General features: G+C 66.9%; 25 protein-coding genes. 8 read left to right on the forward strand and 17 right to left on the reverse strand.

Annotation, left to right across the window (positions count from 1 at the left end):
- Positions 1-47 precede the first annotated feature (47 nt).
- Positions 48-1166 carry a two-component system sensor histidine kinase NtrB gene (locus HLH35_RS11070; protein WP_408870116.1) on the reverse strand — a complete coding sequence of 373 codons (1119 nt, stop codon included), beginning with the start codon at positions 1164-1166 and terminating at the stop codon, positions 48-50.
- Positions 1166-2245 carry a tRNA dihydrouridine synthase DusB gene (gene dusB, locus HLH35_RS11075; protein ID WP_408870117.1) on the reverse strand — a complete coding sequence of 360 codons (1080 nt, stop codon included), beginning with the start codon at positions 2243-2245 and terminating at the stop codon, positions 1166-1168. Before dusB ends, HLH35_RS11070 begins: the two co-directional genes overlap by 1 nt.
- 213 nt (positions 2246-2458) lie before the next feature.
- Here dusB and HLH35_RS11080 point away from each other — a divergent pair, with 213 nt between their 5' ends.
- Complete coding sequence (locus HLH35_RS11080) at positions 2459-3613, forward strand: bifunctional 2-C-methyl-D-erythritol 4-phosphate cytidylyltransferase/2-C-methyl-D-erythritol 2,4-cyclodiphosphate synthase (RefSeq protein ID WP_182979183.1); 1155 nt, start codon at positions 2459-2461, stop codon at positions 3611-3613.
- A 285-nt stretch (positions 3614-3898) separates the two neighbouring features.
- Here HLH35_RS11080 and HLH35_RS11085 read toward each other — a convergent pair whose 3' ends face one another.
- The 8 genes from HLH35_RS11085 to HLH35_RS11120 form a co-directional block, all read right to left on the reverse strand.
- Positions 3899-4111, reverse strand: a complete 213-nt coding sequence (locus HLH35_RS11085) for a hypothetical protein (RefSeq protein WP_182979184.1) — start codon at positions 4109-4111, stop codon at positions 3899-3901.
- A 134-nt stretch (positions 4112-4245) separates the two neighbouring features.
- Positions 4246-5007 (reverse strand): ATP12 family chaperone protein, encoded by a 762-nt coding sequence (locus HLH35_RS11090; protein WP_182979185.1) that lies wholly within the window; start codon positions 5005-5007, stop codon positions 4246-4248.
- On the reverse strand, positions 5004-7469 hold the full coding sequence (locus HLH35_RS11095; RefSeq protein ID WP_182979186.1) for an AsmA family protein: 2466 nt from the start codon (positions 7467-7469) through the stop codon (positions 5004-5006). Before HLH35_RS11095 ends, HLH35_RS11090 begins: the two co-directional genes overlap by 4 nt.
- A 3-nt stretch (positions 7470-7472) precedes the next feature.
- A complete protein-coding gene (locus HLH35_RS11100) occupies positions 7473-8450 on the reverse strand; it encodes an RluA family pseudouridine synthase (protein ID WP_182965873.1) in 978 nt (325 codons plus the stop codon).
- Positions 8447-9823 (reverse strand): replication-associated recombination protein A, encoded by a 1377-nt coding sequence (locus tag HLH35_RS11105; protein WP_182979187.1) that lies wholly within the window; start codon positions 9821-9823, stop codon positions 8447-8449. Before HLH35_RS11105 ends, HLH35_RS11100 begins: the two co-directional genes overlap by 4 nt.
- A 113-nt stretch (positions 9824-9936) precedes the next feature.
- Entirely contained in the window at positions 9937-10218 is a 282-nt protein-coding gene (locus tag HLH35_RS11110; RefSeq protein ID WP_182979188.1) for a hypothetical protein, read from the reverse strand.
- Entirely contained in the window at positions 10215-11669 is a 1455-nt protein-coding gene (locus HLH35_RS11115; protein WP_182979189.1) for a PepSY-associated TM helix domain-containing protein, read from the reverse strand. Before HLH35_RS11115 ends, HLH35_RS11110 begins: the two co-directional genes overlap by 4 nt.
- Entirely contained in the window at positions 11669-11956 is a 288-nt protein-coding gene (locus HLH35_RS11120; protein ID WP_182979190.1) for a hypothetical protein, read from the reverse strand. Before HLH35_RS11120 ends, HLH35_RS11115 begins: the two co-directional genes overlap by 1 nt.
- Positions 11957-12140: 184 nt before the next feature.
- Between HLH35_RS11120 and HLH35_RS11125 the strand changes: the two genes are divergently transcribed.
- A complete protein-coding gene (locus HLH35_RS11125; RefSeq protein WP_182979191.1) occupies positions 12141-14357 on the forward strand; it encodes a TonB-dependent receptor in 2217 nt (738 codons plus the stop codon).
- Between the two features lie 143 nt (positions 14358-14500).
- A complete protein-coding gene (gene sodC / locus HLH35_RS11130; protein WP_246385024.1) occupies positions 14501-15043 on the forward strand; it encodes a superoxide dismutase[Cu-Zn] in 543 nt (180 codons plus the stop codon).
- Between the two features lie 56 nt (positions 15044-15099).
- Here sodC and HLH35_RS11135 read toward each other — a convergent pair whose 3' ends face one another.
- The 3 genes from HLH35_RS11135 to fzlA all read right to left on the reverse strand — a co-directional run bounded on the left by HLH35_RS11135 (position 15100) and on the right by fzlA (position 17301).
- Positions 15100-15357, reverse strand: a complete 258-nt coding sequence (locus tag HLH35_RS11135; protein WP_246385025.1) for a hypothetical protein — start codon at positions 15355-15357, stop codon at positions 15100-15102.
- 71 nt (positions 15358-15428) lie between these two features.
- A complete protein-coding gene (locus HLH35_RS11140) occupies positions 15429-16625 on the reverse strand; it encodes a BaiN/RdsA family NAD(P)/FAD-dependent oxidoreductase (RefSeq protein WP_182979192.1) in 1197 nt (398 codons plus the stop codon).
- Between the two features lie 7 nt (positions 16626-16632).
- Complete coding sequence (fzlA, locus tag HLH35_RS11145) at positions 16633-17301, reverse strand: FtsZ-binding protein FzlA (protein ID WP_182965879.1); 669 nt, start codon at positions 17299-17301, stop codon at positions 16633-16635.
- 156 nt (positions 17302-17457) lie between these two features.
- Here fzlA and minC point away from each other — a divergent pair, with 156 nt between their 5' ends.
- The 3 genes from minC to minE all read left to right on the forward strand — a co-directional run bounded on the left by minC (position 17458) and on the right by minE (position 19423).
- The gene (gene minC / locus HLH35_RS11150) at positions 17458-18180 is read left to right on the forward strand and encodes a septum site-determining protein MinC (RefSeq protein WP_182979231.1); all 723 of its coding nucleotides are present in this window, start codon (positions 17458-17460) and stop codon (positions 18178-18180) included.
- Positions 18181-18341: 161 nt separating this feature from the next.
- Complete coding sequence (gene minD / locus HLH35_RS11155; RefSeq protein ID WP_182965883.1) at positions 18342-19157, forward strand: septum site-determining protein MinD; 816 nt, start codon at positions 18342-18344, stop codon at positions 19155-19157.
- On the forward strand, positions 19154-19423 hold the full coding sequence (gene minE / locus HLH35_RS11160) for a cell division topological specificity factor MinE (RefSeq protein ID WP_182979193.1): 270 nt from the start codon (positions 19154-19156) through the stop codon (positions 19421-19423). The genes minD and minE overlap by 4 nt, the downstream gene beginning before the upstream one ends.
- A gap of 45 nt (positions 19424-19468) precedes the next feature.
- Here minE and HLH35_RS11165 read toward each other — a convergent pair whose 3' ends face one another.
- The 3 genes from HLH35_RS11165 to HLH35_RS11175 form a co-directional block, all read right to left on the reverse strand.
- Positions 19469-19693, reverse strand: coding sequence for a hypothetical protein (locus HLH35_RS11165; RefSeq protein ID WP_182979194.1), 225 nt, complete (start codon positions 19691-19693; stop codon positions 19469-19471).
- Positions 19690-20340 carry a GntR family transcriptional regulator gene (locus tag HLH35_RS11170; protein WP_246385034.1) on the reverse strand — a complete coding sequence of 217 codons (651 nt, stop codon included), beginning with the start codon at positions 20338-20340 and terminating at the stop codon, positions 19690-19692. Before HLH35_RS11170 ends, HLH35_RS11165 begins: the two co-directional genes overlap by 4 nt.
- A 163-nt stretch (positions 20341-20503) precedes the next feature.
- Entirely contained in the window at positions 20504-22333 is a 1830-nt protein-coding gene (locus tag HLH35_RS11175) for an ATP-binding cassette domain-containing protein (RefSeq protein WP_182979195.1), read from the reverse strand.
- A 268-nt stretch (positions 22334-22601) separates the two neighbouring features.
- On the opposite strand from HLH35_RS11175, the gene HLH35_RS11180 reads away from it, so the two are divergent.
- Positions 22602-23636: a glycosyltransferase family 4 protein gene (locus HLH35_RS11180; protein WP_182979196.1), complete on the forward strand. Its 1035-nt coding sequence runs from the start codon at positions 22602-22604 to the stop codon at positions 23634-23636.
- A gap of 38 nt (positions 23637-23674) precedes the next feature.
- On the opposite strand, the gene HLH35_RS20220 is transcribed toward HLH35_RS11180, so the two are convergent.
- Positions 23675-24862 carry an MFS transporter gene (locus HLH35_RS20220; protein WP_182979197.1) on the reverse strand — a complete coding sequence of 396 codons (1188 nt, stop codon included), beginning with the start codon at positions 24860-24862 and terminating at the stop codon, positions 23675-23677.
- 570 nt (positions 24863-25432) lie between these two features.
- On the opposite strand from HLH35_RS20220, the gene HLH35_RS11190 reads away from it, so the two are divergent.
- Complete coding sequence (locus tag HLH35_RS11190; protein WP_182979198.1) at positions 25433-25771, forward strand: P-II family nitrogen regulator; 339 nt, start codon at positions 25433-25435, stop codon at positions 25769-25771.
- Positions 25772-25781: the final 10 nt, after the last annotated feature.

Consider the following 25781-nt stretch of genomic DNA (forward strand, 5'->3'; position numbering starts at 1 on the left):
AATCGAAACGGGGCGATAAAATAACGAAAAAACGGCAACCTGGCGGGTCAGGGCTGCCCCCGTCCCTCCGCCACCACAGGCAGATGCAGCAGCACCTCGGTGCGGCCGGGACGGCTGTTGACCTCGATCACGCCACCATGATCGCCGATGATCTTGCCCGCCAACGCCAGCCCCAAGCCGCTCCCCCCCGCCTTGGTGGTCAGGAAAGGCTCGAACAGATGGGGGCGGATGCTCTCAGGAATGCCCGGGCCGCTATCGCGCACCGAGACCACCAGCGGCAGCTCGACCCGCTGTTCCATGCCCGGCACGGCCAGACGCACGCCATGGCGATAGGCGGTGCCGAGCGTGATTTCTCCCGCCTTGCCTTCCCCGGCCATCGCCTCGGCGGCGTTCTTGACCAGGTTCAGCAGCACCTGCACCAATTGGTCGCGATTGCCCCATACCGGCGGCAGCGACGGGTCATATTCCTCGACAAAGCGGATATTGGCCGCAAACCCCTGCTGCGCCAGCAGGCGGACATGCTCCAGCACGCGATGAATATTCACCGGCCGCCGCTCCAGCGGCTTGTCGCTGAAGATTTCCATCCGGTCGACCAGGTCACGGATTCGGTCGGCCTCGTCCCGAATCAGGATCGCCAGCTCCCGGTCGCTCTCGCAGACCGAGCCCTCCAGAAGCTGCGCCGCCCCCCTGATGCCCGAGAGCGGATTCTTGACCTCATGCGCCAGGATCGCGGCCATGCCCGAGACGCTGCGCGCGGCGGAACGGAAAGTCAGCTGCCGGTCCAGCGCACGCGCCGCCGAAGAATCATGAAAGGTCAGCAGCACCCCGTCCGGATGCTCGGCCACCAGCGTCCCCTGCACGGTGATGCCGCTGCGATGCAGGCGGGGCCCATCCAGCGTCAGCTCATGCTCCGCGATCGTCACACCGTCGCGCCGCACCTGCTCCACCAGCAGGAAGATCGGATGATCGGCCGCCAGCACGTCGGAGAGATGCATCTGCACCAGATGCTGGCTCGACATGCCAAAGAACGGCTCGGCCGCGCTGTTGACGTGGCGGATGCGATTGTTCCTGCCCACCAGCATCACCGGCATGGGCATGGCGTCCAGCAGCGCCGCCCCGTCCGGCCGGGGCAGTTCGTCGGACGGCAGGTCCGCCAGCATGGGCATCAGGCCGCCTGGGCGGCGTCCTGGCCGCCCGACGAACTACCCCTGCGCTCACGGCGCGAACCGGCTTCGATATGCCGGTCATAGAATTCGCTGATCATCGCAATCGCCACGGCGGCGTCGTCCACCCGGTTGATCGCGGCCCGGAAACCCGCCGAATCCGGCAGGCCTGCCGAGTACCAGGACACATGCTTGCGGGCCAGACGCAGGCCGGGATGCGCCCCGAAATGCGACAGCATCATGTCGTAATGTTCCAGAACGATCGCCTTTTCCGCGGCCAGCGCCGGGTCGGGCACCTCCTCGCCGGTCGTCAGGGCATGGCCCACCTGCGCCAGGAACCACGGGCGGCCATAGCAGCCGCGCCCGATCATCACCCCGTCGGCGCCCGACTGCGCCAGCGCCCGCCGCGCATCGTCGACCGTCAGGATATCACCATTGACGATCACCGGCAGCGACACTGCCTCCTTCACCCTGCGGACGAAGGCCCAGTCGGCCGTGCCGTTATAGAATTGCTGCCGCGTGCGGCCATGCACCGTAACCATGCGGATACCGGCCTGTTCGGCCATCCGCGCCAGCACCGGCGCGTTCAGGCTGGCATGGTCCCAGCCCATGCGCATCTTCAGCGTCACCGGCACGTCCACGGCCCGCACCACGGCTTCCAGCAGCCGCCCCGCCAGCGCCTCGTCGCGCATCAGCGCCGATCCCGCCTGCTGGCCGACCGCCACTTTCTTGACCGGACAGCCAAAATTGATGTCGACCATGTCCGCACCGCGATCGACCGCAATGCGCGCCGCCTGGGCCATCGCCTCCGGCTCGCACCCGGCAAGCTGCACCGCGTTCGGTCCGTCCTCGTCCGCGACCTCGGCCATGCGCAGCGTCGCCTGATTCTCGCGCACCATGGCCCAGGACGCGATCATCTCGGACACCACCAGCCCGGCCCCCAGCCGGCGCGCCAGCCGACGGAACGGCAGGTCCGTCACGCCCGACATCGGGGCGAGAATGACCGGGGTGCGCAGCACCACGCCCCTCCCCAGATCGACTGGACGCAACAACTCGGACGACATGAACGGCACTACCCCCATCTGGGCTGACAGATCCTGCCTTCGTCCCAACGACAATGCGCCGGGTTGGACGAATTTCCAGCATGGATGCTCAGGATTTGAGCAGAATATCGAATTCGAAAGCATCACGCAATCGCGATAGCAGCCCCACGGAACCCGGAATGGCCGGCAGGCACCTGAAACAAATGCGTACCGGCGCTTGACGACGGCGGACGTCCGCCGCATTGCTCCGCCATGCGTGTTGCAGCCATTCTTCTTGCCGCGGGCGTGGGCCGACGTTTCAGCGCCACGACGGCATCGCCTGTCGCCAAGCAGTATCTGACGCTCGGCGGCCGGCCCATCATCCGCCATGCGGCGGATGCCCTGAGTCCCCATGTGGACCTGCTCCAGCCGGTCGGTGACACCGACGCGCTGGCCGAGGCCCTGCATGGGCTGGATACCCTCCCGCCCGTTGCAGGCGGCGCGACCCGGCAGGAAAGCGTCCGTGCGGGGCTGGAGGCGCTGGATCGCCTGCCCGCGGCCGAACGGCCCGACCTGGTCCTGGTCCATGACGGCGCCCGCCCCTATGTGCCGGCCGAGGTGACCCAGGCCGTGATCGCCGCCCTGGCGACCCATCCCGGCGCCATCCCGGCCGTCCGGGTGGCAGACACGCTCAAGCGCGGCCATGACGGCGTCATCACGGCAACCGTCCCGCGCGACGATCTGTTTCGCGCCCAGACACCCCAGGGCTTCCGCTTCGCGCTGCTGCGCGACCTGCATCGCGGCGCGGCCGCCACCGATGCGACCGACGACGCCGCCCTGCTGGAAACGGCGGGCCACACGGTCGCGCTGGTTGCCGGCTCGGAAGACAATATCAAGCTGACCTACGAGGAAGATCTGATGCGCCTGGAACGGCTGATCGGTCCGACATTGCTGCCGCGCACCGGCATCGGGTACGACGTGCACGCCTTCGCCGAGAACCGGCCGCTGATCCTCTGCGGCATCACCGTGCCCCACGATCGCGGCCTGGCCGGCCATTCGGACGCCGATGTCGGCATCCACGCCCTGTGCGACGCCATCTACGGCGCGCTGGCCGAAGGCGATATCGGCCGCCATTTCCCGCCCAGCCAGAACGAATGGAAAGACGCCGACAGCGCGCGCTTCCTGATCCATGCCGGCGAGCGCATCCGCGCCCGCGGCGGCATGCTGGTGAACGCCGACGTCACGCTGATCTGCGAGCGCCCGAAGATCGGCCCGCATTCCGAAGCGATGCGCCAGCGCCTGGCCGACCTGCTGAATGTGGACATCGACCGGATCTCGGTAAAGGCCACCACCTCCGAACGGCTGGGCTTCACCGGCCGCGAGGAAGGGATTGCCTGTACCGCCAGCGCCACCGTCCTCGTCCCCTGAAAGCCTGAATGGAAATGCGCGCTGGCGGCGATCCAGCGCGCGTTTCCTGCGCTTCGGTGCTCACGGCCATCCAGGCCGCTCCGCTCCGATACTCGGAAACACACGCCGGCCGCGGCCCGATGGGCCGCTCTCGCTCACCAGCCCCCATTTCCATTCAGGCTATCAATGCAATCCGACAGGGCGCCCGGCCACGGTGATGCCCACGATTTTCGGAACATCTGAGCATCAGACTAAAACTCTCGTCAGATCGCCATCAGCGCATGGCTGCACGCGCTCTCCGGCAGATCAGCCGTCGATTGCCATGATGACGACGATGACGGGCACGATCGCCAGCAGGGCCCATGCGCCCATCGCGCAGGTCGCAACCCAGTGGGCAACGCGCTGCCTTACGCGGCGCGACGATACAGGGCGATCGGCCTGGCCCTTCGATGCCCGGTCGATCTCATGTCCGGCAATGCCGGGCATTTCCGAAAGCGGCCGCCAGTCGATCAAGGCCATGCGATATCTCCTGACTCGTCGTGGTGTCCGTTCCTTCTAACGCGAAGCTCTGTAACAGAGTGTTTGGCTCGGTGTCGGAACGCAAGCCGGAAGCTGCCGACACTTTATGGCAGTTCCATGACCACGCCCGACCGTCACGAATCGGCGCGCAGCAACGCCAGAAACGAGGCCGCGTCCACAACATCCAGCCCCAGCGTCTCCAGCCGGCCGGCCTGCTCGGCATCGTGCCCCCAGAGTTCCATCTGGGTCCGCTCGTCGAGGGTCGCGCAGGCAATCGCCTGCTCGGCCGTCAGCCGCCCATCCGCCAGTGCCAGGCCCAGCACCAGACTGCCCAATGCCGGCACCGCAACCCCCAGGGCAGCCACCACCCCGTCCGACAATGCCTCCAGCACCGCCTGCAACCCCGCCAGCGCACCGGCGGGCTGATCGACCGGCATCACCCCGTCTGTCGTCCGCAAGGCAACCCCGTATCGGGTGCGCAGCCAGTCCAGCCACGGGTCCCATTCCTGCTGCTGCCGTTCGACCAGCAGTGCAGGATAACGCACCCGGTAGCACAATAGTTCATGGCGCGCGTATCCCAGCAGCACGCCGATCACGGCCGCACGGTCGGGCGCGATTCGCTCCAGCATCGTGCCGGCAATCCGGGTCAACTTCAGTTCAGAGGGCGTGAAATCGCCCCCCTTCCCGCCGCCGCCCGCATCCTGCCACTCCCCGGCCAACGCCTCGGCCAACGCACGACTGCCGACCCGCAGCACCGTCCCGCCCGGCAGGCGCACCGGCCGCCCATCCAGCCGGACGGCAAATCCATCCGGCTCCGCCACCACATCCGTACGGTCCCAGAACCGGCGACGGGTGGCGGGAGAAGAGGGTTGAGGCGTCACAGGCTTACCATTCATCGAAACAATCCAAGACCACGCAGAACATCCATCACCTTCGGCGCCTTGCTCTTGGGCGCGGCATCCGGCGCCGGGCCGGGCTGTTCCTCGCGCGCCGCCTTCAATGTGTCGGGGCACGGATCGGCAATCCCCGCCGACGGGCCGATGGTGAGCATGAAGCGATGCCCCGGCCCCGCCGGTTCCGGCCGGGGCTGCGGCGCCAGGATGGTACCGGCAACCATGATCGGCATCGTGGCGCCTGTTCCGCCGATCAGCAGTTGCGGCAGCAGGTGCAGGTCCAGATCCTGTCGCGCCAGGCCGATCGTTCCATGCCCCGTGACCGCCAGCCGATAGGTCTGCAACCCGATCGTATCCAGCGCCGCCCGCCCGTCACCCAGCGTCATATGCAGGCCAAGACACCGCAGCGCGACCGAGGTCCCCCGCGTGGCGGCAGAAGCGTCCGGCCCCAGCAGCCGACCCAGCATATTACCGTCGACCTGTCCCTTGACCATCGACAGGCCCAGATGCCCCCCCAACTGCTCCCGCAGCGCGGCGCGATCATTCCCCTGGGTCTGGACACTGCCGACAAGCTGCAGGCTGCCGCGCAGCATCGGGCTCAGGTCGAACGCCCTGGCCACCCAGTCGGCCGGCAGAACCAGGGTCCGCACATCGGCCGAAAGCCGCGGTACCGCACCCGACGCATCGATGGAAAGCATGGCATCCAGGCTGCGCCCCACCCCATCCGCATGCAGCGGATCGATCGTCAGATGCCCCCCACGCAGCACGAAATGAGCCTCGGCCGCGTGATAATCCTCGCCATACAGCCGCATCTGGTCCGCCGCCAGGTCCAGATCCCCGTCCATCCGCCGCAGACGCTCGAAGGGAAGCGGCGCATCGGCTGCCGTCTCATCCGTCGGCGGCGGCTGCGCGGGCGTACTGGGCGCGACCCCGTCATCGGGCGCCTGCCCGGCCGGCGCGGTGCCCCGCAGCGTATCGACATCCAGCCGGCTGGCATGCAGCCGCCCATTCAGCAACGGAACACCATTCGTCCCGCCCTGCCGCAGAAACGACAATTCCCCATCCAGCGTCATCTGGGCGGAATCCAGCCGCAGTCCGGTCAGCCTGATATCGGTTCCGCCCCGCATGGCCAGATGAGCATCGGCCGTCAGGTGATCCAGCACCAGATCGCCGGGAAGCGCGAGCCGCCCGGCGGTCAGATGCCCGTCCAGCGCCGATTGGCCGCCGCCGACCGTTCCCCCCAGACGCAGCGTTCCACCGGCGGCATCCACCACCAGATCCAGCGGCATCGCGCTGGCCAGAAGGCTGCGCGCCGCGGCCAGGGTTTCGGCCGGCGTCCCCACCGTGCCATGCAGCGCGAAGGGCCGGCCGACATAATGCCCCGCCGTCTCGATCGCCACATGATCGGCCGACGTCGGCGCATCGACCGCCAGATGGTCCAGCGTCAGCCCGCCAACCAGCGGCACGCTGTCAATCGCCCCCGTACGCAGCCGCACCTGGCGCAGACCGGGCATCGGCACGGCGTCCGATCCCAGATCCACCACCCGCGCCGTCAGGTCGATATCGTGAACGGCAGGCAGGTTCGCATGCACGAACAGCCGGTCGAGATCCGTCAGTTGCCCGATCGCCGTATGCACAACGATATCATAGCCACGCAGCCGCATGGGGTCGGAGAGCGTACCCTCCAGCGTGGCACTCCCCGCATCCCGCCCGTCCACCCGGAATGCAGCCTGCAGCCGGACAGGCCATGCCGAGGGCTCCGAGCTGAAGAGCCGCCCCGATTGCCCCGACACCGTGACAACAGCCGAAGGATCACCCTGCCGATGCCCCTGCGCGGCGATCGCGGGCGTGGCGCCGGTCAGCCCATACAGATCGAGCTTTTCCAGCGTCACCGCCCCGCTGGCATGGGCTCGCTTATCGTCCCAGCGCAGGTCGGCATCCTGGATACGGACGCTGCCGATACGGACCCGCCATGGCGTCGAGGGGGCGGACACCCCACCCGGCGGCCGCTCGGATTCGGCGGGCGGCTGCATCTGCCAGTTCGCCCGCCCATCCGCCAGCCGTTCGACCAACAGGTCGGGATGGGTCAGCCGGACCTCTTCCAGCCGGATTTCATGCCGCAGCAGCGGCATCAGGGCCAGCCGCGCCTCCAGGCCGGCGGCCGTCAGCATGTCCGGCCGCGCCCCGCCCGGCATGTCCGACAGCGCCAGATCGCGAACGGAGAGCGACGGATAAGGCAGGATATGCACCTGCACCGCCCCCACCCGCAGCACGCGGCCGGTCTGGTGCCACACCGCCGCCACCACCTGCGCGCGCAACGCGGCTGGGTCGATCAGCACCCGCGCAGCCAGCACGCCCCCGGCGGCCAGCCCCCCCACCACGGCCACGGCCGCCAGCAGGGGCCAGCGCCGCCGTTTCGGTCGCGGCGGCAGCTTCGGTGCCCCTTCCCACACGACCGGCAGCATGGCTCAGCTCCGCCGTGGGGCCGGCGTGGCCCCGGCGGTGAACCCGAGCTGCTTGAAGGTCTCGCGCATATGGGTCGGCAATTCGGCCGACACCTGCAGGCGCCCCCCTGCCGGATGCGGCAGGTCCAGCGACCGGGCATGCAGATGCAGCCGGTCGACGAACCCCTCGGGATGCGCCTTGTCCCCCCCATATTTCGGGTCGCCCAGGATCGGCGTGCCCAGCGCCTCGCAATGCACGCGCAACTGGTGGGTCCGCCCGGTCAGCGGCGACAGCGCCAGCCAGGACAGGCGGCGCCCGGCGGCATCCAGCACCTCGTATTCCGACAGCGCGTGGGCCGCATCCTCATCCTTGCGCGATGCCACCACCGTCAGCGCGCCCGGCCCCGCCCCCAGCCGGGCCAGCGGCTGGTCGATCACGCCGCTGGCCGGGGTGGGCCGCCCCACCACGACCGCCCAGTAGGTCTTGCGCACGTCGCGTCCACGAAAGGAGGCCGCCAGCTTCGCCGCCACGCCGGGCGTGCGCGCCAGCAGCAGCAGGCCCGACGTGTCACGGTCGATCCGATGCACCAGGCGCGGGCGCGGATCGTCGTCATTCTCCTTCAGTGCATCCAGCATGCCGTCGACATGGTGGGTAATGCCCGGCCCGCCCTGCACCGCCAGCCCGGCAGGCTTGTTCAGAACGATCACCTGCGCGTCGCTGTACAGCACCATGCCGCGAATCTCGCGCACCAGGCGGTCGTCCAGCACCGGCCGCGGCGGCGGGGCCGGCCGCGCGGCGGCAGGGATCGGCGGCACGCGCACCGCCTGCCCCGGCACCAGCCGGGTCGCGGTGTCGGCGCGCTTGCCGTCCACCCGCACCTGGCCCGTGCGGCACAGTTTCTGCAATGCCCCCTGGGTCAAATGGGGGTAATGGCGGCGAAACCAGCGGTCGAGGCGGATATCGGCTTCGTCATCGCTGACGGTCAGGGTCACTACACTCATGACTGACGGCTTTCCCGCAGTCTGGCCCACCTGTCCAGCCGTCGCGCGATTTCCGCTTCGAATCCCCGGCCCGTCGGGCGGTACAGCGCCTCACGCCGCATTTCGTCCGGGAAGTAGTTCTGGCCGGAAAATCCCTCTTCGGCATCGTGGTCGTATTCATATCCCTTGCCGTAGCCCAGCTCTTTCATCAGCCCGGTCGGCGCGTTCAGGATATGGGCCGGCGGCATCAGGCTGCCGGTCGCCTTCGCCAGCCGCCGCGCGGCCTTGTAGGCGGTATAGACGGCATTCGATTTCGGCGCCGTGCCCAGGTGCACGACCAGTTGCGCCAGCGCCAGCTCACCCTCGGGCGAGCCGAGTCGCTCGTATGTTTCCCACGCCGCCACGGCCAAAGGCAGCGCCTGCGGGTCGGCCATGCCCACATCCTCGGCCGCGAAACGGGTCAGCCGCCGGGCGATAAAGCGCGGGTCCTCCCCCCCTTCGAGCATGCGGGCAAACCAGTACAGCGCCGCATCGGGGTCGGACCCCCGCAGCGATTTATGCAGCGCCGAGATCAGGTTGTAATGTTCCTCGCGGTCCTTGTCGTACAGCACCGCGCGCCGCGCCAGCAGGCTGGACAGGCCCTGCGCATCCAACGGCCGGTCGTCCGGCAGCGCCAGCACCTGCTCGACCATGTTCAGCAGATAGCGCCCATCGCCATCAGCCATCGCGCGCAGGGTCGCCCGGCCATCCGGCGTCAACGGCAGGGGCCGTCCACACTCGGTTTCCGCCCGGCACAGCAGCCGTTCCAGCGCCTCGTCATCCAGCCGGCGCAACACCATCACCTGACAGCGCGAGAGCAACGCCCCATTCAGCGCGAAGGACGGGTTTTCGGTCGTCGCCCCCACCAGCACCACCGTCCCGTCCTCGACCACCGGCAGGAATCCATCCTGCTGGGCCCGATTGAAGCGATGGATCTCATCCACGAACAACAGCGTGCCCCGCCCTGTTCCGGCCCATTGCCGGGCATCGTCGAACACCCGCTTCAGATCCGCCACGCCCGAGAAGACAGCCGAAATCTGCACGAATCGCAGCCCCGCCGCATCGGCCAGCAGGCGCGCGATGGTCGTCTTGCCCACCCCCGGCCCACCCCACAGGATCAGGCTGGCCAGCGTGCCCCGGTCCAGCATGCGCCGCAGGGCACCTTCCGGCCCCAGCAGATGGTCCTGCCCCACCACCTCATCCAGCGAAGCCGGGCGCAGCCGGTCGGCCAGGGGTTGGGTGCGCGGCGGCGCCGAACGCATGTGGCGCGCCCCGGCCGAGCCATCCCGAGCCTCCTGAGGTGCCGGACCACCGAACAGATCCCCGCTTCCCCGTTCATCCCGCCTGCCTGCCATGCCGCCCCGCCTGCCCGTCTCGCATCCCGCCACCCATTCGATATCACGGGCACAGTCATCGATAGAGATGGGATCGCCACGCGCCGAATGCCATAGCAACCTGCCGGCGGCGATCAGAACCTCCCTGGCCTGCCCCGCCGAAAGACTTCCACCGCCAGCACACCCCCGGCCAGCAGCCCACCGACCGAAAACGTTCCCACCCAGACCAAAATCGAAAGCGGCATCTCCAGCCGAGCACACATACCCAGCGCGACCAGCGGCAGGACCAGGCGCGCAACCCTCGGCACAACCGGGCGCCCGCTACCGATATAGAGTAGCCGCCGAATTTTCGGCTGAAGCAGCCCATGACACAGCAGCGCCAGCCCCCAGCAAATCAGCGAAACAAGAACGATCATCGGGCCCGCACGATCACGCGCTGCCCCCACAGCGCAAGCAGCCCGAAGCCCAGCGCACAGGCATCCACCGCCAGATAGACATCCGCACGCAGCCTGAACGCCGTCTCAGCGCGCGACACAACATCGAGAATCGGCAACCCACAGCCAAGGACCGCAATCGCACAAGCCTGTTCCCGCCACGCAGGACGGACGGCCCCGCCCAAACACCGCATGCCGGCATGGAGCAGCGCCACCAGCCATACGAGGAAGAAAACCCCCGTCTCCCGGTCCGCACGATGCACCAGCTCCGGCGGAAGCAACCGACTGCCCCACAGATAACCCAGCGAAGCGAGTGGCAGGCCGAGCGTGACCGCCAGGGCCAGTGTTTCCGCCAGGGCCAGCCGGAACGTCCCGCCATGGACGCGTCGATGCTTCATCAGAAAGAGCCCCAGCCCCGCCGCCATCATCATGCTGCCGACGACACTGCAGACGAAATACAGCCACCGGAGCGCAGGCGTTCCCCACCGGATGAAATGCAGACCCCGCATGGCACCACCCAGACGCGGCATCCCGCGCCCGATCCGCTCCACCCCGACCAGCCTTCCATCGCCAGCCGAGAAATCGGCATGGTCCCGCGTCATCGCGAAATCCGCCGCATCCGCCCGATAGAAGGACACCGTCCCGGTGCCGAACATGACGAAGCCGATCCGGCCACGCCCGAAAATATCCTCCGCCTGCGCCAGCATCGGGGCCAGTGGCGCGTAAGGGCCGACAACGCGCATCCCGGCATCGGGGCGGCCCGCGGGCCGGGCGGCATGGCCGGCCCCGATCATCGGGAACAGCCGGGGCGCATGAATGACGGCGCCGGTATAGGCCATCATGATGATGAACGGCAGCAGCAGCACACCCGCTACAAGATGCGCGTCCAGCCAGGCCCGCCCGGGCGCGGCAAAGGGCCGGAACAGCAGCAGGTTGGGCACCAGGTTGCGAAAATGGATGATCACGCCCGAAATCACGGCAACGATCAGCCCGATGCCGGCTGCTTCCGTCACCAGATTGCCCCAGACCGGCCCGCGATAGAGCGACTGGTGCAGGTCGAAGAACAATTGTCCGCCCCGCGTCTCACGGCTGTTCAGCGCGGTACCGTCGCGCGGGTCGAGCACCGGGCCGACAAATGCATGTCCGTCATAATGGAGGATGCGCAACACCGGATCGCGGGCCGAGGGCAGGTTCAGAAACACGTTCTGCCCCTTCTCGCGTAACGCCCATACCTGCGCGCCCGCATGGTCCAGAGCCTCGCCCGTCATGGCGGCTTCGGGCAACGCCGCCAACTCCGGCTCCATCCAGCGCGTGATTTCCGTGTCGAAGAGGGCAAGCGTGCCCCCTGTGAACGCCACGACCAGCACCAGCCCGCCGACAAAGCCAACCCATGCATGAAGCCAGCCCATCCGATTGCGCAGGATATCGCGCATCAGGACAGGGTCAGGTGCAGGAACGGCACGGCAAGCGCGACGAAGACAGACGGGCCCGACCTGCGCCCCGGCAAGGCGAACAGCCCGACGATCACCAGCGGCAGCACGGCGATCGCAAGGCTCTGACGCAGAATCGCATCGAGTCCGCCGGCGTGGCCGGAGGCGAGGGAGAAGAGTCCCAGCGCGCAGACATAAGCACAGGCCACACCCCCCACGAAGCGGCCCAGCCATCGTTTCCACAGGCCGCCCTTCGCGGTTTTCCGGTTGGATTTAAGAGTCATTCGCATGTGACTTTCAGGCAACATCCGGCTGGAGAATACCAGGGAGCCCCCATTCGCGTCCCTCCTCGTATTGCGACCAGTTCTCATTCGCGTCTATGTGTCCGCTCCTTTCACGGCTTGTCAATTGAGGCCGCCCTTGCACGCTCGCTCCATCCTCGGTTCCCTCGGCCGTACCGCGGCTTATTCAACGATGCTGATGCTCTCGGTGTCGATGCCCGCCATCGCGTCGGCCCCGGAGCAGGCGCAGGTCGACGCCAACGCTAAAAAACCGGCGAACACCGCCCCGGCGACGGCACCGGCCGCCAGGGCGCCCGCCAGCGCCGCAGCCACGCCGGCCCCCGGCACAGGCCCAACGGACGAGCAGATCATCGTGCAGGCCAAGCGCCGCAACCAGATGGAAGTCATCTCCGGCGGCCAGCTCGGCGCGCTGGGCACGAAGAAGGGGCTGGACGTGCCCTTCAACGTCCGCAGCTACACCTCTGCCCTGATCCTGAACCAGCAGTCGCAGACACTCGGACAGGTGCTGGAGAACGATCCGTCGGTGCGCACGACCTACGGCTACGGCAATTTCTCCGAGCAGTTCGTCATTCGCGGCTTCCCCGTCTATGGCGACGACGTGTCGATCAACGGGCTCTACGGCATCGTGCCCCGCCAGCTCGTCTCGCCGCAGCTCTATGACCAGGTGCAGGTGCTCAACGGCGCCAGCGCCTTCCTCAACGGCGCGGCGCCTGGCGGCTCCTCCATCGGCGGCAACATCAACCTGATGTTCAAACATGCCGGCGAAACCCCGCTGACACGCATGACCGGCGATTACGAAAGCGCCGGCATGGGCGGCGGCAATGTCGATGCCGGCCGCCGTTTCGGCACCGACAACCAGTTCGGCGTCCGGATCAACGTCGCGGGCAAGAGCGGCCAGACTTCCATCGACCTGGAACGCCGCCATTCGGTGGCGGTCGGCGGCGGCTTCGACTGGCGCAGCCGCGACGGCGCGACCCGCGTGACGCTGGACATGGATTACGAGAACCAGGGCGTGGAACAGGGCCGCCCCGGCGTGCTGCTCGGCGCGGGCCTGACACGCGTGCCGCGCGCCCCCTCGCCGTCGAGCAATTACGGCCAGCCCTGGACCTTTACCGAGCTGAACTACATTTTCGGCATGCTCAACGTGGAGCATGATTTCTCCAAGCACCTGATGGCCTATGCGGCCTTCGGCGGTCTCGGCGGCAACGAAAAGGGCAATTATTCCAGCCTGACCGTCACCAACGCCGCAACCGGCGCCGGAACCAACGGGTCGATGTATGTGCCCTACATCCAGACCAACGAGAGCACCCGGGCCGGTATCCGCGCGCATTTCAACACCGGCCCACTGAAACACGAGGTCAATGCCGGCGGCTCCGGCCTGCGGTCCGAGACCGACACCGCCTATGCCTTCGCGCTGACCTCTCTCAGCTCCAACCTCTACCACCCGACCTTCTACCGGCAGTCGGCCCCCGAAACGTTCGTGGGCGGCAATGTCAGCAATCCGCAGAAGAACGGCTATACCCGCCTTTACAGCCTCTTCTTCTCCGACACCGTTTCCGCATTCGACGATCGCGTGGCCCTGACCGCCGGGTTCCGGTACCAGAATATCTTCGCGAACAACTACGCCTACGGCACCGCCACCACCCGGTACAGTCAGGATGCCTTCACCCCCGTCGTCGGGCTGGTGGTGCACCCGACACGCCAGACATCCATCTATTTCAACCGGATCGAAGGGCTGGCGCAGGGGCCGCAGGCCTCGGGCAACGTCGTCAATACCGGGCAGATGTTCCCGCCCTATCAGAGCGTCCAGTATGAAATCGGCGCGAAATACGACATCGGGCGCTTCAACACCTCGCTCGCAGTGTACCAGATTTCGCAGCCGAATGCCTACACGGCCCCCTACGGCACTGGCGGGCAATCCATCTTCACCGTCGACGGGCAGCAGCGCAATCGCGGCATCGAATGGACGATCAACGGCGAGATCATGAAAGGCCTGCGCTTCAACGGCGGCACGTCGATCATCGACGCCAACCAGCGCCGCACAACGGCCGGCGCGTATGACGGCAACCGCGCCATCGGCGTGCCGGGCTACACGATCAACGCCAATCTGGAATACGACCTGCCGTTCCTCAAGGGCGGCACGCTGACGGGCCAGGCCATCCGCACCGGCCACCAGTGGGCGGACAACGCCAATACCCTGCGCGTTCCGGGCTGGACCCGTTTCGACCTCGGCGCCCGCTACACGTTCCTGGTCGATCACAAGGCGATGACGGCCCGCTTCGGCGTCGAGAACCTGGCCAACACCCGCTACTGGGCCTCGGCCTTCGGGGGCTACCTGCTGCAAGGCATGCCCCGGACCTTCAAATTCTCGATCACGGCCGACCTGTAAGCCCCGACGCGGTAGACGCCGCCCGGCCGCGCAAGGCCGGGCGGACGTCACGTTTCGGTCAGCATGCGGTATCGAACCACCGCATTTCGGACCCGGCGCGAAAATGATGCTAGCTTTTCAGCCTGTTGCAGAACGAGGAGCAAATGATGGCCTATTCGTGCAAGACAATGATGGCGGCGCTCGGCCTGGGGCTGCTCGCCCTTCCCGTCTCCGCGCTGGCGGCCGACAGACTGACGGGCGACCTCAAGGGCAGCGATGGCGCCTCCCACGGCACGGTCGAGGTCACGGAAGCGCCGAAAGGCGTCATCCTGCGCATCACCGCAACCGGCCTCACCCCCGGCTGGCACGGCGTGCATTTCCACGAGAAAGGCACCTGCGCGCCCCCCGCATTCAAGAGCGCCGGCGGCCATGTCCATGCCCATGACATCGCCAAGCCCGTGCACGGCCTGCTGAACGCCAACGCCAACGATTCGGGCGACCTGCCGAACATCCATGTCGGCACCGACGGCACCGCGACGGTCGAGCTCTATTCCACCCTGGTGTCCTTCAAGGGCGATGGCGGACGCCCCGCCCTGGTGGATGCCGACGGGTCATCGCTGGTCATTCACGTCAAACCCGACGATTACCAGACCCAGCCGATCGGCGGCGCCGGAGACCGGGCAGCCTGCGCGGTCCTGGCCGAATAAGCCACCGCGCCGGTGGGGGAGAAAGACCATACGGCCTCCCTCCCCCACCCACCCGCTTAATGCACGTTCCCGTAAGACGGCGCTCCCAGCCCTGGGCACGAGCACGCAGATCCCAGCGGCACCTGCGTCGGCAGATGGCAGCTATAGACGCCCGCCTTGCACAGATAGCCGTAACCGGCGATCGGCGCGCCGGGCGGCGGCGGATATCCCTCCGCCACGCCCGTGCATCCGGCAGGCAGCGCCGCCAGCCCGGCCAGGATCAGGACCATCTGCCCTTTCGTGACCAACCGGCGCGCAATGCGATAGGTCGCCATTCCGTCCTCCCGTTCCATGGGACAAGGACCATCAAACGGCTGGCCGCACCGGGTAGTTGCCTGCCCGGCTTTCAACCCTTCTCGGCAATGGCACGACCGGCCGCATGGCCGCTGGCCCAGGCCCACTGGAAATTATATCCCCCCAGCCAGCCGGTGACATCCACCGCCTCGCCCACCGCGTAGAGGCCGGGCACCGCCCGGGCCTCCATGGTGCGTGACGACAGGTCGCGCGTATCGATGCCACCACGCGTCACCTCGGCCTTGGCAAAGCCCTCGCTCCCGGCCGGCGTCAGGCTCCACCCGGCCAGAACCTGGCCCAGGCGGTTCAGCACCGTGTCGGAGACATCGCCCACCGGCCGTTCCGGCAGATGGCGCGCCGCCATCGCCTGCGCAAAACGCTGCGGCAGAAAGCCCGCCAGCATCGTCCGCCCCTCGACCCGTGGCCGCTGGCGCTTCGCCTCGCGCAGTACGGCACCGGCATCGCATCCGGGCAGCAGGTTCAGGCTGATCGCCCGGCCCGGCTCCCAATAGGACGAAATCTGCAGGATCGCCGGCCCGGACAGGCCACGATGGGTGAACAGCATCGATTCGCGAAACCGCGCGCCACCGCACTGGGCCAGCACGTCCTGCGAAACGCCGGCCAGCTCGCGCGTCCATTCCAACTCCGCCGCATCCAGCGTCAGCGGAACCAGCGCCGGGGCCGTGGGCGTGACGCGCAGCCCGAACTGCCGGGCCAGCCCATGCGAGAGCCCGCTCGCCCCCATGCGCGGAATCGACAGGCCACCGGTCGCCAGCACCAGGGACGGCGCGCGGAAGATCCCGCGATCGGTCTCCACGCTGAACCCCTCGCCGCCCGTCACCCCCACGATCCGGTGCGAAAGGCGGATATCCACGCCGCCGGCCGCGCATTCCGCCAGCAGCATGGCCACCACCTGCCGCGCCGATCCGTCGCAGAATAATTGCCCCAACGTCTTCTCGTGCCACGCAATGCCGTGGCGGCCGATCATCTCCAGGATGTCGGACGGGCCGAAACGGGCCAGGGCCGATTTGGCGAAATGCGGATTACCGGACAAAAATCGCCCGGCCTCCGTATCCAGATTGGTGAAATTGCAGCGCCCACCGCCCGAAATCAGGATCTTGCGCCCGGCTTCGGCCGCATGGTCCAGCACCACCACGCGCCGCCCGCGCTGGCCGGCGGCCAGCGCCGCCATCAGCCCGGCCGCCCCGGCGCCCAGGACGATGGCGTCGGCATCGATCGTCACGGACATCGGCCGGTCAGAAATCGAGGTCGGCGTAATGATCCGGCGGCACGATTCCCGTCACCCGATCATTCAGCAGCGGGCGGAAGCACGGGCGGGATTTCATCCTGGCGTACCAGTCCTTGGCGGCCGGAGCCTTGCTCCAATCGACATCGTTGATGAAATCCAGGCAGGACAGATGGGACGCGGCGGCGAAATCGGCCAGCGAAAGGGTGGGCCCCGCCAGCCATTTCCGCGTCTCCGCCAGCCAGTCCAGATACGACATATGATAGCGGATATTGGCATATCCGGCCCGCAGCGCATTGCCGTCCGGGTTGCCCCGTCCCGCAATCCGCTTCATCACCTTTTCATGCAGCAGGTTCTGCGTGACCTCGTTCGCGAATTTCTCGTCGAACCAGGCAACCAGCCGCCGCACCTCGACGCGCTCGGCCAGCGTCCGCCCCAGCAGCGGCGTATCGGGATAGGCTTCCTCCAGATATTCGCAGATCACGGACGAATTGGGAATCGAAAGCCCGTTTTCCTCGACCAGCATGGGGACGGTGCCAGCCGGGTTGGCCGACAGATATTCGGGCCGGCGTTCCCAGACCCGTTCCATCATCGGTTCGAACGGCAGCCGCTTCTCGCCCAGGACCAGACGAACCTTGCGGCAATAGGGCGAGAGAGGAAGATGATAGAGAATGCGCATTGTGACAGTTTATTCCATCGAATCCCGCCTCGCCAAGGCCCGCCGCGCGCCCCCGCGGAAATCGCAGCCCGCACGCGCGGATCGCTCGACAGCGCCCCGTTCTCACGGTAGCTGGAACGGGTTCCCTTCCCCGCAACGTGAAGGTCCGTGACGCCCTTGTCCGACGAAACCCGACCGCTTCCCCGCATCCGCGCCCGTGGCCGCTCATTCCTGGCCCTGGTGCTTTCCCCCGAAGCCGAACTGGACGACTGGCTGCGCGGGCTGGATGCCCAGATCGCGCGCTCGCCCTCCTTCTTCGTGGGCAAGCCGATCATCCTGGATCTGGGCCTGCTGGCAGGCGACGCCGAAGGACTGGCGGAACTCTATCCCGCCCTGCTGGAGCGCGGGGTCCGCGTCATCGGAATCGAAGGGGGCGACCCGGACTGGCCGGCGGTGGCCGGCTGGGACTGGCCCATGGGCTTCGACGGCGGCCGCGCCGCCGGCACGGTGGAACTGCCCGAGGACAATACAGGCCATGCCGCGCCCATGCCTCCCGCGCCATCAGGGCCGGCGGCGGCGCTGATCGTCGAGGGGCCGGTACGGTCGGGGCAGTCGGTCCAGAACCCCGACGGAGATGTGGTGGTCATCGGGTCCGTGGCCTCGGGGGCCGAAATCTCGGCCGGCGGCTCGGTCCATGTCTACGGCACCCTGCGCGGGCGGGCGATCGCCGGCATGGGGGGGCAGACCGGGGCGCGGATCTTCGCGGCGGTGATGAAGGCCGAGCTCCTGGCGATCGACGGGTATTACATGATCGCCGAGGAAATCGACCCAACCCTGCTCGACCGCTCCGCCCAGGCCATGCTGGAGGACGATACCCTGGTCGTCCGGACATTGAACTGAGAGGTTGTTTCAAAAGCCCCGCTGGCGGTGGCCATCGAAACTTTTGAAACAGCCTCTGACGAAAATCCCGCTTTCCCGTTGCCCTCACCACATTTCCGCCATTAGATTCATATCAAGACGATGCCGCAGAACGGCAGGTCCGGACATAAGGAAACACGCATATGGCCAAGGTGCTGGTTGTCACTTCGGGTAAGGGCGGTGTGGGCAAGACCACATCGACCGCTGCCCTCGGCGCGGCACTGGCCCAGACCGGGAAAAATGTCGTCGTCGTCGATTTCGACGTCGGATTGCGCAACCTGGATCTGGTGATGGGGGCCGAACGCCGCGTGGTGTTCGACCTGATCAACGTCGTGCAGGGCGACGCCAAGCTGGCGCAGGCCCTGATCCGTGACAAGCGCGTGGAAACCCTGTCGATCCTGCCCGCCTCGCAGACCCGCGACAAGGACGCCCTGACCCCCGAGGGCGTCGCCCGGGTGATCGAGGAACTGCGCGAGAAATTCGACTGGGTGATCTGCGACAGCCCGGCCGGCATCGAGCGCGGCGCGCAGCTGGCGATGTACCATGCCGACCAGGCCGTGGTGGTGACCAACCCCGAGGTCTCGTCGGTACGCGACAGCGACCGCATCATCGGCATGCTCGACAGCACCACCGAGCGCGCCAAGAAGGGCGAGAAGATCGACAAGCACCTGCTGCTGACGCGCTACGACCCGTCGCGCGCTGCACGCGGGGAAATGCTGCGCACCGAAGACGTGCTGGAAATCCTGTCGATCCCCCTGCTGGGCATCATTCCGGAGAGCGAGGAGGTGCTGCGGGCCTCGAATCTCGGCATGCCGGTCACCTTGTCCAACCCGACCAGCGCACCGTCCCGCGCCTATTTCGAAGCGGTGCGCCGGCTGGAGGGCGAGACCCTGGATGTCAGCGTCCCCACCGAACGCAAGGGCCTGTTCGACTGGCTGTTCAAACGGAGTGTCGCATGAGCTTCCTGACATCGCTGTTCGGACGCAAGACCTCGGCTCCCATCGCCCGTGACCGGCTGCAGATCCTGCTGGCGCACGAGCGCGCCGGCGAAGGCCAGTCGGAACTGATCGCCAAGCTGCAGGAGGAAATCCTGGAGGTCATCAAGCGGCATATCTCCGTCGACCAGGACAAGGTCCAGATCAAGATGGATCGCGGCGCCGGCGTCTCGATGCTCGAGATCGACATCGAAGTCCCCGAAGCAAAACCCGCCGCCAAAGCCGACTGAGGTGGTTCCGGGGTCGGTCGAGCCCGATCCCGGAACCCGCCATGCTCAGCGTCCCGCCTGAATGCGCTCCGCATAGGACGGATTCCGCCTGCGCCATACCCCGGCCAGCAGGCCCGGCGTCAGCAGCACCCAGAGATGGCGGCCCAGCCAATCCAGCGCGTCCAGGCAGAACGGCGACCGCAGGACAGCCCCGCCCAGCAGAACGCAGCCTCCCACAATCACTCCCGTCATCGCCACGGCGCCAGCGACGCGCGCAAGCGCTCCAGTCATACCGTGCTGCCCGCATCCGCCAGCGGTAGAAGCGGCTCGATCCAGCTTCGCGCATAATCCGCGTCGGCGATCAGTGCGCGGGTAGCGGCATCCGGATCATGCGCGCGCAGTGCCGCGATCAGCTCGTCATGCGGGTGCGGCACGCCGGGCGGCCGCGCGGGCGGCGCCGTGCGCGCCAGGGCATAGAGCGGTCCGATCCGCGCCCAGAGATTATGCAGGATGTTCGCCGTCAGCGGCAGGTCGGCCATGGTCGCCAGCATCGCATGGAAATCGGCATTGCCCGCCGCCATCATGCCCTCATCCTGCCGCGCGCAGGCCTGCTGGAACCTCTCATGCAGGTCCGACAGGGCATCCAGCTCCTCCGGCGTGGCGCGCAGTGCCGCCGCCTGGATCAGCCGACTTTCCAGGTCGACGCGCAGCCGGTGGATTTCGCGGAAACTGGCAGGCGTAATGTCCGGCACCACCGCCGTGTTGCGGTCGTTCAGGTCCAGCGCCTGTTCCGACACCAGCCGCAGCAGTGCCTCACGCACCGGCGTGGGGCTCAGCCCCAGTTCCGCGGCCAGCGGGCGCAGCACCAGCCTCTGGCCCACCCGATAGCGGCTGCGGATCAGGCCGCTGCGAATATATTCATAGGCATCGGCGCTCAGGGCCCGCCTGCCGCTCTCCGCCGCATGGGCAGACCGGCCCGCCTCGGCGCCACGGCGCCCCTTCTCGCCGGCAGGCACGCCGGTCTCCCTTCCATCTGGCCATGCCACCGCGCGCGGCATCAGATCTTGCTCATTCCCGTCATTCCGATAGTTCGTCATCACGTCACACCGTGCCCTCGATGAACATGGACTGGCGTTCGAGGAAATCGCGATAGGGGCCTTCGGTCCGTTCCAGAACGCTCACGGGCCCGTCCTGCACGATCCGGCCATGATCCATCACCACGATCCGGTCGAAATCGCGCAGGGTGGACAGGCGGTGGGCCACCGCAATCACGGTGCGCCCGACCTTCAGCCGGTCCAGCGCCTCCTGCACGCGCTGTTCGCTCTCACTGTCCAGGGCGCTGGTCGCCTCGTCGAGAATCAGGATCGGCGCGTTACGCAGGAACGCACGGGCAATGGCGATCCGCTGCCGCTGCCCACCCGAGAGCTTGACGCCCCGGTCCCCGACCTCCGTCTGGAAGCCCTCGGGCATCGCGTCGATGAAATCGCGGCATCCGGCGGCGATCGAGGCGGCGATCACCTCGTCATCCGTCGCATCGAGACGGCCATAACGGATATTCTCCATCACCGACCGCCGCAACAGCGATACGTCCTGCGGCACCACCGACATGCAGGCCCGCAGGCTCTTCTCGTCAAGGTCGCGGATATCGACACCGTCGATCTGGATCGCCCCGCCCTGCACGTAGCGCAGGCGCTGGATCAGGGCCAGGATCGTGCTCTTGCCCGACCCGGACCGCCCCACCAGCCCCACCCGCGTCCCGGCCTCGACCACCAGGTTGAAATGCGACAGGACCGGCTTCCCGCCCGGATAGGCGAACATCACCTCGCGGAACGCCACCTCCCCGCGCACCGGGCCGGCAAAGCCCCGTGCGTTCGGGGAATCGACCATTTCATGCGGCACCAGGATGGCGGACAGCGCCTCGTCCAGCCGGGCGATATGCTGGATGGTCTCCACCAGCGCCACGGCCAGGTCACGGGTCCCGTGCAGGATCATGAAGCCCAGATTGGCCACCATCACCACGTCGCCGATGCTGGCCCGGCCCAGATGCCACAGCATCACCACCCAGAACAGCAGGCCCGCCGTCAGCACCGCCGTCAGCACCGCATGCACCAGCCGCAGCTTTTCCATGTAGCGCAGCGACCGGCTGCGCGCCCCCATTTCCTGGCGCATGGTGTCGCCCAGGCGCAGCCGCTCGTACTGCGTCATGCCGAACGAGCGGACCAGCGGGATATTGTTGACGATGTCCAGCATCTCGCCATCCACGCGCGCCGCCTCGGCGGCATAATGCTGGTGCATGCCCCGCCCGCCGGCCGCCATGCGGAACATCAGGAAGCACAACGCCGCCGACAGCGTCACGATCACTCCCGCCATGACCGGGCTGATCGTCAGCAGCAGGCCGATCGACAGCGCCACGTTCAGGCAGGGCGGCAGGACATTCCACGCCGCCAGGTTTTCCAGCGTGAACACCGACATGGACGCGGTGGAAATGCGCGCCGCCATGGCGCCCGGCATACGGTCGGCAAAATAGCCGGCGGAATGGCTCGTCAGGTAACGGAACAGGTCGCGCCGCACGTCGCCGGTCATGGCCACAAAGGCATAGGTGGCAAACCACCCGGCCACCCGCCACGACATATTGTCGAAGGTGATGACCGCCACCAGGATCGCCACCGCATTCCAGACGGGGTGCATATCTCCCACACCGTGCATGGTCATGGTATCGACCAGGAAACGGGTGGCATATGTGGCACCGACCGTGCAGCCGACAGCGACCATGACCGAAAGGAAGATCACGGCATGCAGAAGCGCATGACCCCGCGCATAGCGGACGACGAAGGAAAGCGGCCGGCCCAGATAATGAACCAACTGATCGTCTGAAATGGTGGTCTCGGTATCAGTCGCCAAAATCGGCTGCCCTCTCTGCTGCCGGTTCATCCGGTCGTCGTGACGCGCGGAAAGTTCCACACCTTGAGATGTTTATCTATCCGGATCGAGGGGAAGAAAGATAGGCTCTCCCTGCCCTTCCCCGCAGATGCCGGGCAAGCCGGCCCATGGGATGGAACATCCCTTATCCCGGTTCGTTCCACCTGCACCCGGCCCGCCATCGCGGCGTGCCCTCAAGGCCTGCCATCGATTTGCCGTTTCGTGATCGCACGCTAGCATCCCCTGTCCATTCCTGCGGAAGAAAGAAGTGAACTGCCCCATGCGTATCGCCCAGATCGCGCCGCTCCATGAAGCCGTACCGCCCAAACTGTATGGCGGCACCGAGCGTGTCGTGTCTTTCCTGACGGAAGAACTGACTTCCATGGGCCATGATGTGACCCTGTTCGCCAGCGGCGACAGCGTGACCTCCGCCCGGCTGACCGCCTGCTGGCCGCAGGCCCTGCGCCTCGACCCCGCGATTCGCGACCCGATCGCGCCGCACATGCTGATGATGGAGCAGGTCGCCCGGGTGGCGGAGCAGTTCGATATCCTGCATTTCCATATGGATTACTGGCCCTTCACCTATTTCAGCCGCCAGAAGACGCCGATGCTGACCACCATGCACGGCCGCCTGGACCTGATGGAGCTGCAGCCGGTGTTCGACGCCTTCCCCAAGGTGCCGATCGTCTCGATCTCCAACAACCAGCGCCTGCCCCTGCCCCAGGCCCATTACGTCCGCACCGTGCTGCACGGCCTGCCCGAGAAGCTGCTGACGCCGCAGCCGGGCCCGCGCGACTATTTCGCCTTCCTGGGCAGGATCTGCCCGGAAAAAGGCGTGGACAAGGCAATCCGCATCGCCCGCGCCCTCAACGTGAAGCTGAAGATCGCCGCCAAGATCGACAAGGTCGACGCCGAGTATTTCGAGCGCGAGATCGTCCCGATGCTGGGCGAGGGCGTCGAGCTGATCGGCGAGATCAACGACCGGCAGAAGCCCGCCTTCCTGTCCGGCGCGCGGGCACTGCTGATGCCGATCGACTGGCCCGAGCCGTTCGGCCTGGTGATGATCGAGGCCATGGCCTGCGGCACGCCCGTCGTCGCCTTCCGTCGCGGCTCGGTCCCCGAAGTGCTGGAAGACGGGCTGACCGGCCTGATCGTGGATGACGAGCACGAGGCCATCACCGCCTGCGCCCGCCTGCCGGAGCTGCAATCCGACCGCATCCGCGAGCGATTCGAGCAGCGCTTCACCGCCCGGCGCATGGCCGAGGATTATCTCGACATCTACCGCGAACTGATCGAAGCCAAGAAGACCGCCTGAATGGTCCCAAAGCCCGGCCTGCCGGCCGGGCGCGCCACTCAACGCCGCGCGGCTTCGCCCGCCACAACCTGCCGCCCCAGCGCAACCAGGGGCAGCACGGCACCGGCCAGCGAAACCGCCTGCCACCCGCCCTGGTGAAACAGGGCGGCCGCAAGCACCGACCCCGCCGCCCCGCACAGGAAGACGATGGTCATGAACAGGGCGTTCAGCCGTCCCCGGATCTCCGGCCGCAGCATGTAGATCGCCCGCATGCTGATCACCTGGTTGGTCTGCACGCCGGCATCCAGCACGATCGCCGCCACCGCCAGCGGCACCAGCGCCTGGCCCGCCACCGCCGCCAGCCCCAGCGCGAAGCCCCCCGCCACCATCACCATCGCCCCTGTCGTCGCGGCATTGGTCAGCCCTCGGTCCGCCAGGCGCCCGGCCACGGGGGCCGCCAGCGCGCCCCCCGCCCCGGCCAGGGCAAACAGCGCAATACCCGTCTGCCCCAGATGAAACGGTGCCGACGCCAGTTGCAGCGGCACCGCCGTCCAGAAGACATTGAACGCAGCGAACACCGATCCCTGATAGAACGCCCGCCGGCGCAGCAGCGGGGTATCGCGCAGGATACCGGGCAGCGACGCCAGGATGTGCAGGTAGGTCAGCCCGTCATGCACGGGCTGCCGGCGCGGCAGGCCGCGCGCCAGCGCCGCCATCAGCACCAGCGTCATCGCGCACGAGGCCAGGAAGACGGTATGCCAGCCGGCATAATCGGCGACGACGCTGGAGAACGGCCGGGCCAGCATGATCCCGCCGATCAGCCCGCCCATGACCGTACCCACCACGCGGCCGCGATCCTTCTCGGCCGACAGGTGCGACGCCAGCGGCACCAGCACCTGGGTAGCGGTAGCAAAGACGCCGATGGCGAACGCCATCAGCAGGAATGCCCCCGCCGACCGCACGAAGGCTGAGGCCAGCAGCGTCAGGGCCAGCCCACCCAGCGCCACCAGCACCAGCCGCCGGTTCTCCACGATATCGGCCAGCGAGACGAGGCCGATCATGCCGCAGCCATACCCCAGTTGCGTCAGCATGACGATGCTGCCCAGCCATGCCGGCGCCAGGCCGATATCCGGACCGATCAGGCCGATCAGCGGCTGGGCGTAATAGATATTGGCCACCACAAGGCCAGCGGCACAGGCGATCAGGCGAATGATCCCGGCCCCAGCAGGCGCAGAAGACGCAGTCATGTCGTTATCCCGGTTTTCATGACGGAACTCTATCCCCCGATAGCCGATATCTAGAAATCGAAGCCGCGAACCGCGCCTGTCCTGCCATGAGGCAGGACCGGACGGTCACGGCAACCCATCCCGTCCCGGCACAAACGGGGTGACCTGTCCTGGTATGATGCGTGCCCTTCGCGCGCCCCTCGGGGTTGACAAAAACGTTTTGATTATGCAACACTTACGGCGCGGAGCATGAAATCTGGTACCAACTCATCAAGAACCGCCATTTTTCTTGCATGAAGCGTCAGAATTGAACTTATCGGTAGGCGGGTCACAATGGGCCGTTTTGTCGGAATAGGGCTTCAATTATTTACTGGGCAACCCGAGAGGGACACGCCTGGAAGCACGGCTTCCATGGGCGCGCTCCTGCTCCATGCCTCAGTAGAGAATGGGTGGAATACCACGTCCCCCATAAACGGCGTGCATTCCCGCTCCGCATTGGCCACCTGATACTTCATCCGGCGGCCAGTCATCCTCGATCGTGCCGCATTGCGCAAGTCTTTCGGCGACGAGCGATTCCTCAGGGAGGAAATCATGAAACTTATAGTCGCAATAATAAAACCTTTCAAACTTGATGACGTGCGTGAGGCCCTGTCCGCCATCGGCGTTACAGGGATTACCGTGACCGACGTGAAAGGATTCGGTCGCCAGAAAGGCCAGACCGAAATCTATCGCGGTGCGGAATATCAGGCACATTTCGTTCCGAAATCGAAACTTGAAGTCGCAGTCCCGAGCGACCTTGCCGATCCTGTGATGGAGGCCATCCGTACGGCCGCCAACACCGGGAAAATCGGTGACGGGAAAATCTTCGTTCTTGATCTGGAGCAGGCAATGCGCATTCGTACAGGTGAAACGGGGGATACCGCCCTATGAGGAATCCCTC

It is taken from the genome of Gluconacetobacter asukensis (assembly GCF_014174375.1).
In the GTDB taxonomy this organism is placed as follows: domain Bacteria; phylum Pseudomonadota; class Alphaproteobacteria; order Acetobacterales; family Acetobacteraceae; genus Gluconacetobacter; species Gluconacetobacter asukensis.

Coding starts and splice junctions, on each gene's coding strand:
- fzlA (WP_182965879.1), bottom strand. CDS start 17,301: ATGCGCATTCTCTATCATCTTCCTCTCTCGCCCTATTGCCGCAAGGTT.
- HLH35_RS11180 (WP_182979196.1), top strand. CDS start 22,602: ATGCGTATCGCCCAGATCGCGCCGCTCCATGAAGCCGTACCGCCCAAA.
- HLH35_RS11115 (WP_182979189.1), bottom strand. CDS start 11,669: ATGCGCGATATCCTGCGCAATCGGATGGGCTGGCTTCATGCATGGGTT.
- HLH35_RS11175 (WP_182979195.1), bottom strand. CDS start 22,333: ATGAACCGGCAGCAGAGAGGGCAGCCGATTTTGGCGACTGATACCGAG.
- HLH35_RS20220 (WP_182979197.1), bottom strand. CDS start 24,862: ATGACTGCGTCTTCTGCGCCTGCTGGGGCCGGGATCATTCGCCTGATC.
- HLH35_RS11105 (WP_182979187.1), bottom strand. CDS start 9,823: ATGGCAGGCAGGCGGGATGAACGGGGAAGCGGGGATCTGTTCGGTGGT.
- HLH35_RS11125 (WP_182979191.1), top strand. CDS start 12,141: ATGCTGATGCTCTCGGTGTCGATGCCCGCCATCGCGTCGGCCCCGGAG.
- HLH35_RS11090 (WP_182979185.1), bottom strand. CDS start 5,007: ATGAATGGTAAGCCTGTGACGCCTCAACCCTCTTCTCCCGCCACCCGT.
- HLH35_RS11190 (WP_182979198.1), top strand. CDS start 25,433: ATGAAACTTATAGTCGCAATAATAAAACCTTTCAAACTTGATGACGTG.
- HLH35_RS11070 (WP_408870116.1), bottom strand. CDS start 1,166: ATGCCCATGCTGGCGGACCTGCCGTCCGACGAACTGCCCCGGCCGGAC.
- minD (WP_182965883.1), top strand. CDS start 18,342: ATGGCCAAGGTGCTGGTTGTCACTTCGGGTAAGGGCGGTGTGGGCAAG.
- HLH35_RS11080 (WP_182979183.1), top strand. CDS start 2,459: ATGCGTGTTGCAGCCATTCTTCTTGCCGCGGGCGTGGGCCGACGTTTC.
- HLH35_RS11095 (WP_182979186.1), bottom strand. CDS start 7,469: ATGCTGCCGGTCGTGTGGGAAGGGGCACCGAAGCTGCCGCCGCGACCG.
- dusB (WP_408870117.1), bottom strand. CDS start 2,245: ATGGGGGTAGTGCCGTTCATGTCGTCCGAGTTGTTGCGTCCAGTCGAT.
- minE (WP_182979193.1), top strand. CDS start 19,154: ATGAGCTTCCTGACATCGCTGTTCGGACGCAAGACCTCGGCTCCCATC.
- HLH35_RS11165 (WP_182979194.1), bottom strand. CDS start 19,693: ATGACTGGAGCGCTTGCGCGCGTCGCTGGCGCCGTGGCGATGACGGGA.
- HLH35_RS11085 (WP_182979184.1), bottom strand. CDS start 4,111: ATGGCCTTGATCGACTGGCGGCCGCTTTCGGAAATGCCCGGCATTGCC.
- HLH35_RS11100 (WP_182965873.1), bottom strand. CDS start 8,450: ATGAGTGTAGTGACCCTGACCGTCAGCGATGACGAAGCCGATATCCGC.
- HLH35_RS11120 (WP_182979190.1), bottom strand. CDS start 11,956: ATGCGAATGACTCTTAAATCCAACCGGAAAACCGCGAAGGGCGGCCTG.
- sodC (WP_246385024.1), top strand. CDS start 14,501: ATGATGGCCTATTCGTGCAAGACAATGATGGCGGCGCTCGGCCTGGGG.
- HLH35_RS11135 (WP_246385025.1), bottom strand. CDS start 15,357: ATGGCGACCTATCGCATTGCGCGCCGGTTGGTCACGAAAGGGCAGATG.
- HLH35_RS11110 (WP_182979188.1), bottom strand. CDS start 10,218: ATGATCGTTCTTGTTTCGCTGATTTGCTGGGGGCTGGCGCTGCTGTGT.
- HLH35_RS11140 (WP_182979192.1), bottom strand. CDS start 16,625: ATGTCCGTGACGATCGATGCCGACGCCATCGTCCTGGGCGCCGGGGCG.